Raw genomic sequence first — 17,236 nt, 5'->3', positions numbered from 1 at the left:
TCCTAATCGATGGTGGCGCCTGCCGCCACGTCGCGAGGCGCGAGCTGCAGGTCGATGTAATCGTTGGCGAGCCGCTGGGCGGTTCGGGTGTCGATCGGGCCGCCGGCCAGCGCGCCGCGCAGCCACAGCCCGTCGATCAAGGCGGCCAGGCCCAGCGCCGCGAGCCGGGCCTGGCCGCGCGGCAGCGCCTTCGCGAATTCGGCGCTCAGGTTCGAATGAAGCCGCCGCGTGTTCACGCGCTGGAGCCGGCCGAGCGCCGGCGCATGCATGCTTTGCGACCAGAACGCGAGCCAGGTCTTCATGACGGGCGCGCTGACCTGCGTGTCGTCGAAGTTGGCGGCCACGATCGCGCGCAACCGGGCGCGCGGCTCGCGGTGCGCCGCGACGCGCCGGCGCGTGGTGGCGAGCCAGAGGTCGCGCAGCACATGGCGCATGGTCGCTTCGAGCAGGCTGTCCTTGTCGCCGAAGTAGTGGCTGACGATGCCGGTCGAGATGTTCGCGCGCTGCGCCACCGAGGCGAGCGTGGTGCCGGGCAGGCCGGCCTCGTCGATCGTGCGCAAGGTCGCGTCGATCAACTGCGCGCGCCGCACTTCCCGCATTCCGAGCTTGGGCATGGCGAAGGGCCGGGGAGGAAAAGAGCGCAGGTTACCGGTTTTTTATTGAACGTTCAATCAACAAAAACTGCCGAGGCCGACGAAAAACAGGGCCGTGGGCGCGCTCGGGCATGAGATGAAAGAGTTACCGGTGGTTGCGTGTACATCGGTCGGCATTACGTAGCGTTGGCGAATAAAACAAAATGAATGCGGGCCGTAAAACAGTGAATTATGTTTAAAGCGTTTCAAGCTGCCAATTTTTTCGTATTCAAATGGATATTGAATCGGAATAGGGGTGGGATTGGCGGCCTGCGACGCCGAAGCGGCAGGGCGGCGAGCCGAGCGCGCGTTGCGCATGGTCTCGTTGCTGTTCTGCAACAAATCTCATACATCATTGATAACGAAGAGATTTTGTAGTTGGGTCGATCACGATGTGCTGCACCTGACATATTTGACAGGGCGCTATGGTCGGCTATACCACAGAAAATATGACGCAGGCATGAAGGCCGTTTTTCGATGAGGATTTAAGAAACAATTTTTCATGAACCATGCGTGTCGGATAGGCAATTATTCAAGAGGGAAATTAATCCGAATTGGTTGAATTTTTATGGTTTCGCGTATTAGTATTCATACCCATGAAGCAGCTCCGTTCGACAGGTTCAGGCAGTGTTCCTGCCGCATCGATCGGCAATAACGACAGCGTCTGAAGTCATTGTTACGAGGCGCCGGGGGCCACGAGGTTGTCGCATGGAGCCAAATCCGTGTCGCACCGATGGCGGCCGCATCGTCCCAGGGCGCTGCGGGACCCTGGCACAGGGAAGGTAGCCGCCGCGGGTCGTCGTCTCGTGGTCCGGTTACGGGGAGCGTTCGCGGAAGCGGGCGCGTATCGTTTTTGACTGCCGGTCCTTGCCGGAGCACGCCATGCCTATCGAGAAACAGGTCGTCCCACTGCCGAACGGCTTGAAAATCCACGTCGAGCATCATGTCTACGATCCGTCGTTCGAGACGGTCATCCTGATCAACGGCGCGCTCGCGACCACCGCCTCGTTCGGCCAGACGGTGCGTTATCTCGGCGAGCGGCTCAACTCGATCTGTTTCGACCTGCCCTACGCGGGGCAGTCGCGCCAGCACAACCCCGGCCAGTTCGTGCTCACCAAGGACGACGAGGTCGACATCCTGCTGCACTTGAGCGAGCGCTTCCGCCCGTCGTATCTGCTGTCGGTGTCGTGGGGCGGGGTGGCGTCGCTGTTCGCGCTGTCGCGCGGCTGCACGAGCGTGCGCCGCGCGGTGGTGGCCTCGTTCTCGCCGTTCCTCAACGACGCGATGGTCGATTACGTGACGCGCGCGCGCGACCACATCGCGGCCGGCGAGAACCTGCACGCGGCGCAACTGCTGAACGACACCGTCGGCCGCTATCTGCCGCGCATCATGAAGCTCTACAACTACCGCTACCTGACCAAGCTGCCGCGCGACGAGCAGGATCAGGTCGCCTTCCACGTGAACCAGATCCTCGAGATGCGGCCCGAGCAGTATCTCGACGAATTCACGCGGATCGGCTGCGGCGTCAAGTTCATCAATGGCGAACTCGACGAATACACCACGCCGGGCGACGTGCGTCGCCTCGGCAGCTATGTGCGTCGCGCCGAGTTCGAGACGATCCGCAAGGCCGGCCACTTCCTCGATCTCGAAGGGCGCCAGCAGCAGGAGCATGTGCGCGACGCGATCCTCGGCTACTTCTGCGAGGAGCGCGGCGCCACCGCTCCGGACGGCTCGTTCGACGCGCTCGCGCCCATGCCGGTGCTGTCGTAATCCACGGCCGGCCCGGCCGCCGCGCCACCGCCGCGCGCGCAGCCCGGCCGGCTTCCTGAGCGCACCGGAAGCGGTCACGCAGAGGCGGTAACGATGTCGAAGATGATCATCACGGCGATCGGGTCGGCGGGGGATGTGTACCCGCTGCTCGGCGTGGGACGCGCGCTCGCGGACCGCGGGCACCGCGTCGTGTTCTGTACTCACCCGCAGTTCGAGGCGCCCGCGCTGCGCTGCGGTTTCGAGTTCGTGCCGATCGGCACCGCGCAGGAATACGCCGACGCGATGGCGAACCCGGCGCTGTGGGATTCGCGCACGTCGTTTCGCACGCTGTGGGCCGTGATCGCGCCGTCGTTGCGTCCGCACTTTGTAAAGTTGTCCGAATTGATTGACGACGACACGGTGCTGGTCGGCACGCTCTGGGCATTTTCCGCGCGGCTGTTGCAGGAACGCGACGGCGTGCGTTATGTATCGGTTCAAGTGTCGCCGTCCACGCTGCTGTCGGCGCATGCGCCGCCCACCCATCAACGCCTGACGATTCCCGGCTGGCTGCCGCTCTGGTTCAAGGCCGGTCTGATGACGCTGATCGAGCGCGGCGTGCTCGACAAGGTGTGCGGGCCGCAACTGAACGCGCTGCGCGCCGAGCTGGGGCTGGCCCCCGCGCGCCGTATCCTCGGCCGCTGGCTGCATTCCACCGACGGCGTGCTGTGCCTGTTTCCCGACTGGTTCGCCGCGCCGCAGCCCGATTGGCCGGCCCAGCACCGGCTGGCCGGTTTTCCGCTGTTCAACGATATCGACGCGCACGCCCCCGATCCCGAACTCGACGCATTTCTCGACGCGGGCGCGCCACCCGTGGTGTTTACCGCCGGCTCGACTCTTGTCGACGGCGCGGGCTTCGCCGACGCAGTGGGCGAGGCGATGCGCGCGACCGGCGTGCGCGGCGTCCTGATCACGCCCGACACGGCGCGCCGCGACGGCGAGCCCGATGCGTCGCGCCTGATCAAGCGCCGTTATGTGCCGCTGCGCGAGTTGCTGCCGCGCGCCCGCGCGCTGGTGCATCACGGCGGCATCGGCACGGCGTCGCTGGCTTACGAGGCGGGGCTGCCGCAAGTGGTGATGCCGTCCGCGCACGATCAGTTCGACAACGCGCAACGCGTGGCCGACAGCGGCTGCGGCGTGCGGCTCGACGCGCCGGTGGACGGCGCGCAACTGGCCGATGCGCTCGCACGCGTGCTGGGCGACACCGCAATGGTGGAGCGTTGCGCGACCGTGCGGGCCGCGATGGCCGGCGCGGCCGACGGCTGCGTGCTGGCCGCGCGCATCATCGAGGATTGCGCGGCGCCGGCCGCCGGCCGCGCCGCCACCGGGCGCGCCGCGCCGGCCGCCGGGCTGCCGGCATCGCAGGCGTCTCGCGCATGAGCGACACGCAGTACGCAAACCTGGCGAACCCGGCGTCCGACGGCCCCGAAACACCCGCGACGCGCAACGACGGCAGCGCGGTTCCCCCCGGCGCGACCGAAGCCGGCGGCACGCCATCCGCCGACGCCGCGCCGCCGATGCGCGGCGCGCGCCTCGCGCTGCTGACGTTCGCGCTGTCGCTCGCCACTTTCATCGAGGTGCTCGATTCGACCGTCACCAACGTGGCGGTGCCGTCGATCTCGGGCAGCCTCGGCGTGTCGAACAGCCAGGGCACCTGGGTCATCAGTTCGTACTCGGTGGCGGCGGCGATCGCCGTGCCGCTGACGGGCTGGCTCGCGAAACGCGTGGGCGAGCGGCGCCTGTTCGTCACCTCGATCGTGCTGTTCACGCTGACCTCCATGCTGTGCGGCCTGGCCAACGACCTGCATGTGCTGGTGGTGTGCCGCGCGTTGCAGGGCTTGTGCTCGGGGCCGATGGTGCCGCTTTCGCAAACCATCCTGATGCGCGCGTTCCCGAAGGACAAGCGCACGCTGGCGCTCGCGCTCTGGGCCATGACGGTGCTGCTCGCGCCGATCCTCGGCCCGGTGGTGGGCGGCTGGATCGTCAGCAATTATTCGTGGCCGTGGATCTTCCTGATCAACCTGCCGATCGGGCTGTTCTCGTTTACCGTCTGCATGACGCTGCTGAAGCCCGCTCGCGAGGGCGGCCAGGCCGGGCCGATCGACGTGGTCGGCATCGCGCTGCTGGTGGTGGGCGTGGGCGCGTTGCAGGCGATGCTCGACCTTGGCCACGATCGCGGCTGGTTCGGCTCGCCGCTGATCTGCACGCTGGCGATCGTGGCGGCGCTGGCGATTGTCTCGCTGCTGATCTGGGAGCGCGGCGAGAGCCACCCGGCGGTGGACCTGAGCCTGTTTCGCGATCGCACGTTTTCGTTCTGCGTCCTGATCATCTCGCTCGGCATGATGGCGTTCTCGGTGGTGGGCGTGGTGTTCCCGCTCTGGTTGCAGACCGTGATGGGCTACAACGCGTTCCATTCGGGGCTGGCCGCCGCGCCGCTCGGCGTTCTCGCGTTCGTGTTCTCGATCCTGGTGGGGCTCTATTCGAGCCGCTTCGACGCGCGCGTGCTGGCCACCTTCGGCTTTCTCGTGTTCGCCTGCGTGCAATGGAACAACGCGCACTTCACGCTGAACATGACGTTTGTGCAGATCATCACGCCGGGGCTGATCCAGGGCATGGGCCTGCCGTGCTTCTTCATTCCGCTGACGGCGGCCACGCTGTCGCGCATTCCCGACGACAAGCTGGCGGCCGCATCGAGCCTGTCGAACTTCCTGCGCACGCTGTCGGCCGCGTTCGGCACCGCGATGAGCGTGACGCTGTGGGAGAACCGCGCGACCTATCACTACGACATCGTTTCGCAGGCCGTAACGAAATCCGACGGCAACACGCAGCGCTATATCGATGCGCTGCACGCCACCGGCGTTACCGGCACGCGCGAACTGTTGTCGATCAGCAACGTGGTGCACAAGCAGGCCTACATGATGGCGACCGGCGACATGTATTTCATGGCGAGCATGACCTGCCTGACGCTGGCCTGCATGATGTGGCTGACGCGCCCGAAGCGCGGCGCGGCCATGACGATCGGACACTGAGGCAGGCACGGCCATGACCGCAACCACCGCGAACGACACGGGGAACACCATGAAACTTGGGGCACTGATCATCCTGTATCACCCGCGCGACGATCAGCTCGCGCGCCTGCGCGACGTCGCGCGCGATTGCGACGCGCTGGTGGTGGTCGACAACACGCCGGCCGCCAGCCTGGCCGCGCGCCGCGCGGCCGATCAGGATGGCTATGCATTGATCCATCACGGCAACCGCGGCGGCATTGCCGGCGCGTACAACGCCGGGCTGGCCGAACTGTTCGCGCGCGGCGTGGACGCGGTGGCGCTGTTCGATCAGGATTCGACGGTGCCCGCGCCGTTCTTCGCGACGATGCGCGCGGTGTGCGCCGGCTTCGACACGCGCGGCTTCCTGGCCGGCCCGCGCATCTTCGACGAGAACGATCGCCGCTACCTGCCCGAACTCGCCACCGACGGCGTGAGCGTGCGCCGCCTGCCGATGCACGCCGACGCGCCCGTGCAGCGCTGCGGCTTCCTGATCTCGTCGGGCAGCGTGATCTCGCGCGAGGCGTATGCGCGCCTGGGCCGTTTCGACGAATCGCTGTTCATCGATCATGTGGATACCGAATATTGTTTCCGTGCGCTGGCGCGCGACGTGCCGCTGTACGTGGTGCCGCAACTGGTGTTGCCACACCGGATCGGCAACAAGCGCCGCCACCGGATCGGGCCGTTCGAGATGTCGGCGATGAACCACCCGTCGTATCGCCGCTATTACAGCGCGCGCAACGCGGTGCAGCTCGGCATGCAATACGGCCTGCGGTTTCCGGTGGCGATCGTGCCGAGCCTGCTGACGCTGTGGCAGGTGGTGCAGGTGGTGTTGTGCGAGGACGACAAGGCCGCCAAGCTCAAGGGCATCGCGTTTGGCGTCAGCGACGGCCTGTTCGGCCGCCTGGGGCCGCTCGAACAGTCGCGCCCGGGCTGGGCCGCGCACGCGGGCGAGAGGGTGCGCCACGGATGAGCCGATGCAGCTTGCCGGGGCGCCCGGCACTCGCGGGCGGCGTGCTCGCGGCGGTATTCGCGCTGGCCGGCTGCGTGCCGTCTGGCTTCCAGACCCAGGTTCAACCGCACGTGCCCGACGCGAACGCGCTGGCCGGCGTGAGTGGCAACGTGCAGCCGGGCGGCGCATGGCCCGCGCCCGACTGGGTCAAGCAGCTTGGCGATCCGCAGCTCGACCGGTTGGTGGCCGAGGCCTACGAGAACAACCCGAGCCTGCAGGCGGCCCGGGCGCGCATCGATATCGCGCAGGCGCAGTTGCAGCAGTACGCGTCGACCACGGGGCTGGTCGGCACGGCCGGCGCGTCGGTGAGCAAGGCGCGTGTGCCGCGCAGCGACGGCGTGGCGAACGTGCAGGTGGGCGGCTTCAACGTGCCGGTGGATTTGTTCAGCGATCCGAATATTTCGTCATCCTCGCTCTATGCGGGATTCAATTACCAGATCGACCTGTGGGGGCGCAATGCGGCCGCCACGCGCGGCATGTTGTCGAACCGCGACGCCGCGCGCGTCGATGCCGAACAGGCGCGGCTCACGCTGGCCGTCACGCTCGTCACGCTGTATTGCCAGCTCGATCAGGCCTACGCGCAGCGCGACCTGCTCGAAGAGAAGCGCGCCGCGAGCGACCAGATCAACGCGGTGCTGCGCGAGCGCGCCGCGCGCGGCATCGACAACGCCTACGACGCCAGCGATGCCGCGATCAAGCGCAACCGGCTGATCGCGCAGCTCGCGATGGTGGACGAACAGATCACGCTGTCCGAGGTGCAGATCGGCGTGATGACCGGCAAGGGCCCCGAGCGCGGCCTCGCGCTCAAGCGCCCGCATCCGGGCGATCTGGTCGATGCGCCGTTGCCGCCGAAGCTGCCCGTCGATCTGCTCGGCCGCCGGCCCGATATCGTCGCCGCGCGCCTGCGCGTGCAGGGCGCGTTCTCGGCCGTGGACGGCGCGAAGGCCGAGTTCTATCCGAACGTGAACCTGTCGGCGGTGGGCGGCCTGTTCGCGCTGACGCCCGCCGCGCTGCTGCGTGGCCGCGCGTTCGGCGGCTCGATCGGCCCGGCCGTCACGCTGCCGATCTTCGATCGTGGCCGCCTGAAGGCCAAGCTGGCCGGCGAGGTCGCCAACGCCGACCTGAGCATCGCGCTCTACAACCAGAGCGTCGACCAGGCGCTCGGGCAGGTCGCGCGGCAGTTGACGCAACTGCGCACCATCGACACCTTGCTTGCCGAGCAGCAGCATTCGGTGGCCGCCGCGCAGAAGATCGTCGACATCGCCGACGAGCGCCACCGCCGCGGCTTCGGCATGGAAAAGGACGTCAACACCGCGCGCCTGACGCTGGTGGACGAGCGCACGCAACTGATCGACCTGCTCGCCAAGCGCCGCGCGCTGCGCATCGGCTTGATCGATGCGCTCGGCGGTGGCTTCGACGTGACGAGGATGGCCGCGCCCGCGATTGCCCACGACGAACTCGCATTCCCTCCCCACGACCGACTGACCGACTCGCATTTCGACTGACCGCATGGACGACAACAACAACGCGCGCCGCGACCCCGCCGGCGCCCCGCACGATGCCGGCCGGCTCGACGCGAAACGCGCCGCGCGCCGGCGCCACTTCGCGCTGTTCTTCTGCCTCGTGTCGATACTCGCCATCGCGGCCGCGATCTACTGGTTCCTGAGCGGGCGCTATTACGAGGAAACCGACGACGCCTACATGTCCGGCAACATCGTGCAGGTGGGCGCGCAGGTGCCGGGCACCGTGATCGACGTGCTGATCAGCGACACGCAGCGCGTGCGCGCCGGGCAGACGCTGGTGCGGCTCGACGATGCCGAGGCCGCCGTTTCGCTGGCGCAGGCCAGGGCGCAGCTCGCGCAGGCGGTGCGGCAGGCCGCCAACGCGGGCGTGTCGAATGCGATGTACGCCGACACGGTGGCCGCGCGCCAGGCCGATCTCGACGTTGCGCGCAGCGCCTACGATGCGCGCGCGCATGCCAGTGTGGAGGTGGTGTCGCCGGAGGAGACGGCGCGCGCCCGCGCGCAGGTGATCGCCGCGCAGGCGCAACTGGCCGCCGCGCAGGCGCAGCTCGAATCGGCGCGCGTGCTCGGCAGCCGTCTTGCGGTGGAGGACAACCCGTCGGTCGTGCAGGCCGCCGCGCAGTTCAAGCTGGCGTGGCGCAACCTGAAGCGCACCACCATCGTCGCGCCGGTGGATGGCACCGTCGGCCAGCGCTCGGTGCAGGTCGGCCAGCAGGTCGGGCCGGGCGTGCCGCTGCTGTCGCTGATCCAGTTGAACGCGTTGTGGATCGAGGCCAATTTCAAGGAAGGGCAGATCCGCAACATGCGCGCGGGGCAGCCCGTCAGCATCGTTTCGGATATCTACGGATCGAAGGTGGTGTATCGCGGGCACGTGGAGGGCTTTTCGGCCGGCACCGGCAGCGCGTTTTCGATGCTGCCGTCGCAGAACGCGGCCGGCAACTGGATCAAGGTCGTGCAGCGTGTGCCGGTGGTGATCTCGATCGATGCGGCCGATCTGGCCGCGCATCCGCTGCGGATCGGGCTGTCGATGCGCGTGACGGTGGATACGCATGAGCGCGGCGGCCATTTGCTCGATAATGAGCAGCCGTTGCCGGGGCAGAGCACGCGGGTGCACGACAGCGTGGCGTCGGAAGCGGACGCGGCAGCGGCGGCGGTGATTCGGGCGAACAAGTAGGGCGCGGTGTTCGGCGCCGTTGCCGCTCGCGCTTGCTTGCCATCGATACGTGCCATCGCGTTTGAACCACGACAACTCATGACCTCAGCCGAAACCTACCTCGCCGCGCTTCGTCAGGCCTTGAACGACGAAGGCAACGCCGCGTTGGCCCATGCGAGCGGCGCGAGCCCATCGCAACTCGACGTGCTCCGCGCCGTATACCCGCATGCGCCGGCCACGCTCGTGGAGCTGCTTCGCCGCCTGAACGGCACGTATCACCAGACGTACGGCGATACCCGCATCGGCGTGCTGGTACTCGGCTCCGATGTCGAAAGCTATCCTTACTATCTGCTGTCGGTCGAGCAGATCGTCGAGGAGGCGGCCGGCGCCTTCGGCAGCGAAAGCATTGCCGACATCTACGATCTGGAAGAATTCGCGCCGGGCGAATTGTTCGACCCGCGCATCGATGCCAGCGTGCCGATGGGCCGCCGCCTGTGTTTTTCGCATTGCATGAACAACGGCGGCTCGTCGCGGCTGTATATCGATTTCGATCCCGCGCCGGGCGGCAAGCCCGGCCAGGTGGTTCGCTTCCTGCACGATCCCGACAGCTACGCCGTGCTGGCCGACGACTTCGACCAATATCTACGGCAACTGGCCGCCGACGGGTTTCCGTTCCTGGAGGATCAGGACGAACTCGAACTGCATTGGCAGGCGCCGTCGCGCAAGGGCGACTGAAGCGCGGGCCTCAGCCGCCTTGGTTCTCGATCCACGCCCACAGCGTCGGATCGGCGAAATCGCGAATCGTGTCGTGCGCGCCGGCTTCGCGCAGTTGCGCGTCGGTCAATGCCGTCAGCATGCCGAACGTGTGGATGCCGGCCGAGCTGGCCGAGCGCACGCCGGAGCCCGAATCCTCGAACGCCACCGCATGCGCGGCGTCGCCGCCCACGCGTTCCAGCGCCGTCAGGTAGGGCAGCGGGTGTGGCTTGCCATGTTCGAGTTCGCCGCCGATCACCAGCACTTCGAAACGCGTGTCGAGCCCGAGCGCGGCCAGCATCAGCGTGGCGTTCTCGCGCGGCGCGTTGGTGACTATGGCGCTGCGCGCGCCGGTTCGCTCGATATGGTCGAGCAGGGCCTCGGCGCCGGGCGTGGGCGTGAGCCGCGCGCTCAATTGCGCGCGAAACATCTGTTCCTTGTCGGCCGCCAGCGCCGTGTATTCGTCTACCGGCATCCCCGGAAACAGCCCGCCGAAGATCATCGAATCGGGTGCGCCCATCACGTTCGCCTTGTAATAGGCGAGATCGATGCTGCGCTGCCAGCGCGCGAGCAGGGCGTTGAAGGCATTGAGGTGCAGCGCGTCGGTATCGACGAGCGTGCCGTCGAGATCGAACAGGAAGGTGGGCGTGCTCACTGGGCGGGTTTCCTGGGGCGGGGGGATAGGTAGCGGCAAGTTGGCAGAGCCGGATCCGGAAACAGGCTGGCAGAACTCATGTGTTTTCGGGATCGCTAAAATGTTGGGATTCCTGCGCGATTTTCGCGGATGCCGTACGTCAAGGCCGGGCACGGCGAACGTCCCCGGCGGTTCTCTTCATGCCTGATCCAGGTATGCGGTCAGTTGCCACGCCACCGTGGCCGTGTGTTGGCGCGTCCCCATCCATTTATCCAGGACCGAGAGCGGACGAGGTTCGTTGATCGCCAGCGAAGGTAAGGTATCCCCCTTCAGGAACCGCCGGTTCGCGTCGGCATGTTGGCCCGGCTTGAGAACCGCACACCACACGCCGTCTTCGGGGCAGGCGTCTCCCGTTTTCGCGATCGTACCGAGGGGCGTCCGGCTCTCGCCGGCCGGCGGTTCTTCGGTGGCCGCGCTCTGTTTGGTGTCGTGCGCCAACGGCAGACCGGTGGCCGGGTCGAGGTGCTTGGCGTTGGCGAGCTGGGCGATCAGCTCCTCCGACGGCGCCAGCGGTGCGACCTTGGCAGCCTGCTCCTTGTCCCATTGGAAGGTGCCGTCCCATGCGGGAAGTTTGGCCGGCGGCAAGGGGACGATCTTGTCGATATCGGGCACCTTGGGATTCTGGCCGTCGTGACTGTCGATGAATTTCCCGATGAGCTTGTATCGACGGCTGCGCTCGGCATCCGCGGTCAGGCCCAGATACGTCAGCCGATCCGACGGCGGGACGCCGCTGAAGGCCTTTTCCAGTGAAAACGCGGCCAGCGTATCGCCGGCCATCGTGGCTTTCTGGAACGCCTCGACGGCTTCGGGATAATGCGCCGAGTTCTTCTGGTTGATGCCCAGCGACGTGGCCGCGTCGCCATATCCCTGGTTCATGGCGCATTCGCGCATCTGTCGTGCAATCTCCGGTGCCTTGTCGTGAGGCACGAGTTGCTCGGCGACGTAGGCTTGCGCCTCCGGGCTGCCCAGGTCGGCCGCCTTGCGGAAATAGCGCAGGGCCAGCTCCGGATCCTGTTTCAGGCCATAGCCTGTTTCCAGGTAATGACCGATGTCGAAGTAGCCGCCCGGTATGCCCTGTTCGACCAGTTGCTTGGCGAGGTCGATGCTCTCCCTGGGCGCATCCGGCGAATCGGCCAGCCCCTGCGAAATCAGGAGCTGCGCATTGTGATTGGCCTTGTAATGCCCATACGCCGCGGCGATCCGGTAGTAACGGGCGATCGCGTCGAAATCCTTCGGGCCATCGGCATTCTGAAGATATCTTGCGTACTGGAAGAGCGCGTCGGCGTTCGCATCGAGCGGCGGAAGGTGGTCGGCTTCGTGCGTGCAGGTAAAGGCAAGATTGGCGCGCACGGCACTCATGTCAGGCAGTGGGGACGTCACGGTATTTTCCTTGCTCGTGCATGCGCAGATCAGGAGGGAAAGGAGAAGAGGCGAGAGCTTGAAAAGGTTGTTCATCGTTCAATCGTCAAAGCTGCGGGCATTGGACATACGAAGGAAGCCGACCAGGGATTGGGTTGGTTTCGCGTTTCCCCTCTTTTGCAGGTCGCTGTTCGTATTGACGATCATTCGCCATTTTTTGTAAGCGTCGCTCAGGTCATCGGTCGCCTCGTCGTCGCCGGTATGAAGATGCCACAAGCGCTTGCGCAGCGCCGTGGTCACCTTGGCGTTTTCATGGAAGATGTTCAGTTCGCTGTCCACATTCATGCTTCGCGTATTGACGTTGGCGGAACCGATCGTCATGAAGGTGTCGTCAACCGTCATCAGCTTGGCATGCACATAGACGGGGTCCCATTTTGCCGGAGGGGAGTCCGGCGCTACAAGCGTGCACACGATCGTCTTGAGCCCCGGCATGTCGGAAATCGCGATGTCGCCGGCTCCTTCCTTCGGATTGATCGGCCTTGCGTTGATGTGCTGCTGCTGTTTCAAATCGCGGAGCTGCTGGCCGAGATCCGCCTGGGTCATCTGGCTTTGCTGGTAGGCGCCCATCAGTGCCTGAGCCGAGCCATCGAACGGACTGGCGCCCTGCATCTGGAGTTTTTGCAAGGATGCCTGCTCGTTGGCCAGTTTCGTTTCCAGTTGCTTCTGTTGCGCCGCCAGGCTCTCGGTGCGTTCGAGTTGCCCGACGCTGGGCATCGCATTGCCATAGCCCAGCGCGTCCAGCATGCGAAAGGTGTTGACCGTGCCGCTGCCCACGGCCGCGTCGCTCGCATTCGTGATGACGAACAGATAGATCGGCCCGTGCTTGCCCGGATCGCGCCCGCCCGCCAGTTGTTTGGCCGCGACGTCCTTGATCTTCACGGCGAGATCGATCCAGCGGAAATACTGGTTCTCGATGAAGATGTATTGCGTGACATTGTTCGCCGCCTGCAAGTACATCCTCGCGATGTCACGCTTGCCTTTCTGCGACTGGGTGCGCACGACCTGCGACATGACCTGCGTGTCGGCCGATGAATCCTGCCGCATCTTCAAATGCTGCCAGTCGACCTTCGCCCGGGATTTGCCGAGGCTCTGATGGGTCGCGTCGTCCCAGGCCTGGCAGAAGTTGTCGTTGAGATACTTCAGCGCCGGGCCGCTGATCCGGCTCGAGATGTCCTGCCACGGGAAGGGGCCGTTGCGTCCCACGTTCGGAGCCTCGCGCCGGCAGGAGTGGGCATCCTTGTCCCAGTACTGATCCAGCATGTTGTGGCCCATGACGAAACCGGTCGCGCGATCCAGATCCTCGTAGTCGACCAGCACCATCTTCTGGTGATGGGTCGGCTCCATCGACATGCCCTTGGTGGTGCCGCGCTTCATCTGTGCGTCCCATCCGTGTTCGGTGCCGTAGCGCCAGATCCGTCCGGCGATCTCGGCACGCTCGAACTTGTCGAAGTCGCGCGTGGCGATCTCGACGTTCTTGAAGACATCCTTGTAGTGGACGAGCCGGTTGACCTGGTCCGACGCCTCGCCCACTTCCCGGTGCAGGGCGGAGATCGGGTTGGCGAGGTCCTCGGCGATGCCCACGGCGCGCTTCGGCAGGCTGTTGGGCGTATTGGAGGTCACGTCGTTCAATTTCGCGCGGCGATACCATTCGGCGTCGTACTTCAATTGCTCGGCGGTTTCGTAATCGGGCGAGAGCATCGATACTTTCTGATACGCCTTGTCGGGCAGTGCGTGCTTGATGGGCGTGACGCTGTCGAAGCCGGGCATGTTGTTTTCGCCGTAGCCCGCCAGGTACAGATCGTCGTGCCAGCACAGCAGGCGAACCCGGACGCCGTTCTTTTCGGCGACGTGCACCAGCAGTTCGCCGATGCGCATCGCGCCGCCGCCGCCGCGCCTGAAATACATCGACGGCTGAAATCCCCAGCAGATGATGTCGACGGTCTTCCGGGCGCCGAGGATCGCGTCGTACACGGCGCCGAACGCTTCTTCTCCGTTGACGAGCGGCCGGAACGAGCACTGCGCCGGCCCGTATTCCGAGGGCTGCACGTGCCAGGGCAGGGTGAGCGTTGCCTGGCTCGTCTGGTTCTGGGCCAGCGGCGTCGTGATCGGGCCATTCGTGGTTGAGGTTGCCATGGATCAGTTGTCCGAAGGAGGATTCAGCAGGTCGTTGTAGGCTTGCCGATGCACGGCGCGATCGGGGGCGGGTACGTCGCCTTCCGGGAGAGTTTCATGGAACTGGAACCCTCGGTTGGCCAGGGCGCCGTTCACGGGATCCCGGTATTCGCCCGGCACGGGAATCTCGTGCTTCACGCCGTTGGCCATTTCGAGCACGTATTTTTGCGTGGTGACGTGGTGATCGATGGGCAACTCGCCCGACTTGTCCAATACCCCTTGCTTGATCAGCGCCTCGTCCGCGTAGAGCTTGTACGGCATGCCGGCGGGAACGATCTGGCTCGCCGACGGCGAGGCGTTCAGGTTGAGCGTGAGCCGCCGCGTCGGCATGTCCTTGAAGGCAGGGTGCGTCACATCCATGCGGGTGGGGCCGCTGAACGAAAAATTCGCGCCCTTGACGTCGATCTTGCCTGGCGCATGCAGTTCGATGTTGCCGCCCGTGATGCGAATATAGGCGCCGCCCGAAGTCAGCAGGATTTCCTGCTGGGCCGCGGCCTGCACCTGGTCCGTCGCGGAGACGATCTTCATGGTTTTTTGGGCGGTCAGTTCGATATTGTCGGCGTGCGCTTGCACCTCGACCTTGCCTTTGGCCGCGAACAGCTTCATGCCGGCGTTCTGCACGAACAGGCTGATCTTCTGGGTCACGCTCGCAATCAGCGATTTGCCGGCCACGAGGTGCGTGCTCTGGCCACTCACGAGGTTGATGTGCTCGCTGGCCGAAACCTGCGTGGAAGCCTGCGTCGACAGCGCAAGCGCGGCCGGCGCCGCGAACAGCATCAGCGGTTGCGAGAAGGCGTTGGCACTGCCGGTGCCGCCTCCCGCGGTCCGGCCGCCGCCTGCGGTCGAGCCTGACACGCTGTGCCGTGTCGCGTCGGTGTATTGCTTCAAGGCGTCGCGACCGTCTTTCAGGCTTTCCGCCTGGGCCGTCTCGCTGGCCTGGGAAAGCGCTTCGACCACGCTTCGCGCATTGTCCAGCTGCCGGCTCGCGGGTTGCGTGTCGAGCGGCTGGCTGGTGGCCGGATGCGTCGACACGAACAGGCCGCGTCCGGCCCGCAATGCGCCGTAGGCTTCTGCACCGAGATCGAAGCCGGTGCCGAGGAAGTCGCCGCGGGTATTGCCCGTGTGCTGGATCAGATAGCCGAGATGCAACTGCGCATTCGAACTGGAACTGTAGAGCTGGACGCGGTTCTGCCCCGTTGCGTCGTCCATCACCATCTGGTTGAAGCCGCTTCCCGAAAACTCCTTGGAGCGATAGCCGGACAGCAGGCCGTTCGAATGCCATTGGGGCGGGTTCGAGCCGTTGTAGACACGATGCAGCGCGATGGGTCGGTCGATGTCGTTTCCGACATAGCCGATCAACAGCTCTTCCCCGGCGCGTGGCATGTGCACGCCGCCGTAACCGCTGCCGGTATCGGATTGCGCGACGCGCACCCAGCACGATGCCTGTTCGTTTGCCTGATTGATGCGATCCCAGACGAACAGCACCTTGACGCGATTGAGCTCGTCCGTATAGGCCTCCTGCCCATCGGGGCCGGCCACGATGGCCGATTCAAGTCTGGCCTCGGGTTTGCGATGTTCGAAGGGGCTGCGATAGGGCACGCTGGTGCGCTGGGCTTCGATGGCGACCCGATAAAAGCCGCTGGAGCCGTCGGCATGGGCGACCGCAAAGCTTTGTTGAGGATCGTCGGCGCGGGCCTGGGCGAGCGCATTGCCCAGGCTGTGGGGGTACGTGGTTTCGTGGTCGGACAAGGGGAGATTGTTCTCGATCGTCCATTCCACCTCGATGCTCGCGAACTCGCGCTGGGCGGCCGGGTCGCGATCGTGGACGGGATGATCGGCAATCGTGAAGCGCCGACCCGCATCGATACGCCTGAGGCCGGCCACTCCATGAAAGCGCTTCGCACGCGACTCCCATTCCTCCATGCGGATCTTCGACAATCGATCGCCGTGCTGCTGCTCGGCAAAGGTGTAACCGCCGGTGTATTCGTAGACTTCCGCTTGTTGCGGGAGGTCGCCCTGATTGGGCATGGTCGGCGTCGAGGTGCCCTTCGGGTTGATCGACGCGGATGGACGCTTGTAGTCGAAGGTGCGTGTCGAGTACTGCGTCGATTGGAGCGTGCGTGTGCCGGACCATTGCATGAGGGCATCGGCTTCGCCACCGGTTTCGGCATGGTAAAAGCCGACGGTTTCCGGCGCTAGCGGCTCGAGCGTTTGCAATCGGTCAGTGATCACCAGGTTGTGGGATTTCCCGTCCTCTGCCTGCTGCCAGACTCCGTAAAGTCCCTCGTCTTCCATCAGACGATGAACGAAATGCCAGTCGTATTCGGCCTGGCGGCAATACGAACGTACCGGCAACGGGGAAGACAATGCAAAGCGATACATGCCGCGCGCTTGAGGATGCTGGTCGAACACGTCGGAAATGATCGCGTCGGCGCTTTTGTCCTGCCAGTGCCGTTGATCGCGCCGGAATTTCAGGAAGTGCATCCACGAGGAAAATGCGAGCTGGTAGCAGCTCAGCCCGGCATCGCTGCCGAGCCGGCGGGCCATGTGGATGTAGCCGTGATGGGGAAGGTAGCTGCCGTCGGTCTGCTGGATCCACAACGTGACCGGTTGAGCGATCAGCGTCTTGAGTTCGATGTCTTGCGAAGTCGACACGCAGTCGAGCAAAAAGCGAAAATCGCGACCGATCCTCGAATGCGCCACCACGCGATGCGGCAGCAGGAGCGCGCTGCCTGCCTGTACGTCCAATTTCAGTAGGCGGCCCTGTTGTGTCAGCCCGCCCGTTCCCGTTGCGACCACGTCCTGAGGGCCCATTTCGGTATCTCTCTGTGTATTTATCTGCTTTATTTTGATCCGTGATTTTACGGATGACAGAAGTGTGAAAGCAACCTGGAATCATCAAAACAAGAAAGGAATCATCGACTTGTGGCGTGATTTCTCTTCAATATTTCAAATTAATTTCAATTTACTTTCATTTTTGACGGGATGTATTTTCCGGGTGCCTACTTTCTCAATCAGAGCGGCACAT

13 protein-coding genes are annotated in these 17,236 nt (G+C 65.1%); 7 read left to right on the top strand and 6 right to left on the bottom strand.

Annotated features, from left to right (window positions below; translation table 11 throughout):
• Positions 1-2: 2 nt before the first annotated feature.
• Positions 3-614: a transcriptional regulator BetI gene (gene betI, locus AB4851_RS01685; RefSeq protein WP_414448159.1), complete on the bottom strand. Its 612-nt coding sequence runs from the start codon at positions 612-614 to the stop codon at positions 3-5.
• A gap of 57 nt (positions 615-671) precedes the next feature.
• Complete coding sequence (locus AB4851_RS01680) at positions 672-971, bottom strand: hypothetical protein (RefSeq protein ID WP_414448158.1); 300 nt, start codon at positions 969-971, stop codon at positions 672-674.
• A 543-nt stretch (positions 972-1,514) separates the two neighbouring features.
• Here AB4851_RS01680 and AB4851_RS01675 point away from each other — a divergent pair.
• The 7 genes from AB4851_RS01675 to AB4851_RS01645 all read left to right on the top strand — a co-directional run bounded on the left by AB4851_RS01675 (position 1,515) and on the right by AB4851_RS01645 (position 9,905).
• On the top strand, positions 1,515-2,402 hold the full coding sequence (locus AB4851_RS01675; RefSeq protein ID WP_414448157.1) for an alpha/beta fold hydrolase: 888 nt from the start codon (positions 1,515-1,517) through the stop codon (positions 2,400-2,402).
• Between the two features lie 93 nt (positions 2,403-2,495).
• Positions 2,496-3,818 (top strand): glycosyltransferase, encoded by a 1,323-nt coding sequence (locus tag AB4851_RS01670; protein WP_414448156.1) that lies wholly within the window; start codon positions 2,496-2,498, stop codon positions 3,816-3,818.
• The gene (locus AB4851_RS01665) at positions 3,815-5,467 is read left to right on the top strand and encodes a DHA2 family efflux MFS transporter permease subunit (protein ID WP_414448155.1); all 1,653 of its coding nucleotides are present in this window, start codon (positions 3,815-3,817) and stop codon (positions 5,465-5,467) included. The genes AB4851_RS01670 and AB4851_RS01665 overlap by 4 nt, the downstream gene beginning before the upstream one ends.
• A gap of 49 nt (positions 5,468-5,516) precedes the next feature.
• The gene (locus AB4851_RS01660; RefSeq protein ID WP_414449213.1) at positions 5,517-6,455 is read left to right on the top strand and encodes a glycosyltransferase family 2 protein; all 939 of its coding nucleotides are present in this window, start codon (positions 5,517-5,519) and stop codon (positions 6,453-6,455) included.
• The gene (locus tag AB4851_RS01655) at positions 6,452-7,999 is read left to right on the top strand and encodes an efflux transporter outer membrane subunit (RefSeq protein ID WP_414448154.1); all 1,548 of its coding nucleotides are present in this window, start codon (positions 6,452-6,454) and stop codon (positions 7,997-7,999) included. Before AB4851_RS01660 ends, AB4851_RS01655 begins: the two co-directional genes overlap by 4 nt.
• A 4-nt stretch (positions 8,000-8,003) precedes the next feature.
• Positions 8,004-9,191, top strand: coding sequence for an HlyD family efflux transporter periplasmic adaptor subunit (locus AB4851_RS01650; protein WP_414448153.1), 1,188 nt, complete (start codon positions 8,004-8,006; stop codon positions 9,189-9,191).
• A gap of 78 nt (positions 9,192-9,269) precedes the next feature.
• Positions 9,270-9,905 (top strand): SMI1/KNR4 family protein, encoded by a 636-nt coding sequence (locus AB4851_RS01645; protein WP_414448152.1) that lies wholly within the window; start codon positions 9,270-9,272, stop codon positions 9,903-9,905.
• Positions 9,906-9,915: 10 nt separating this feature from the next.
• Here AB4851_RS01645 and AB4851_RS01640 read toward each other — a convergent pair whose 3' ends face one another.
• The 4 genes from AB4851_RS01640 to AB4851_RS01625 all read right to left on the bottom strand — a co-directional run bounded on the left by AB4851_RS01640 (position 9,916) and on the right by AB4851_RS01625 (position 17,022).
• Positions 9,916-10,578, bottom strand: a complete 663-nt coding sequence (locus tag AB4851_RS01640; protein WP_414448151.1) for an HAD family hydrolase — start codon at positions 10,576-10,578, stop codon at positions 9,916-9,918.
• A 177-nt stretch (positions 10,579-10,755) separates the two neighbouring features.
• Positions 10,756-12,072: a sel1 repeat family protein gene (locus AB4851_RS01635; protein WP_414448150.1), complete on the bottom strand. Its 1,317-nt coding sequence runs from the start codon at positions 12,070-12,072 to the stop codon at positions 10,756-10,758.
• Between the two features lie 3 nt (positions 12,073-12,075).
• Positions 12,076-14,169 (bottom strand): phospholipase D-like domain-containing protein, encoded by a 2,094-nt coding sequence (locus tag AB4851_RS01630; protein WP_414448149.1) that lies wholly within the window; start codon positions 14,167-14,169, stop codon positions 12,076-12,078.
• 3 nt (positions 14,170-14,172) lie between these two features.
• Positions 14,173-17,022: a type VI secretion system Vgr family protein gene (locus AB4851_RS01625; protein ID WP_414448148.1), complete on the bottom strand. Its 2,850-nt coding sequence runs from the start codon at positions 17,020-17,022 to the stop codon at positions 14,173-14,175.
• Positions 17,023-17,236 lie beyond the last annotated feature (214 nt).

Origin of the sequence: Burkholderia sp. 22PA0099, from assembly GCF_047497165.1 — a bacterium.
In the GTDB taxonomy this organism is placed as follows: domain Bacteria; phylum Pseudomonadota; class Gammaproteobacteria; order Burkholderiales; family Burkholderiaceae; genus Burkholderia.
The sequence above is the reverse complement of the archived record's forward strand: the minus strand, read 5'-3'. Positions and strand labels throughout refer to the sequence as shown.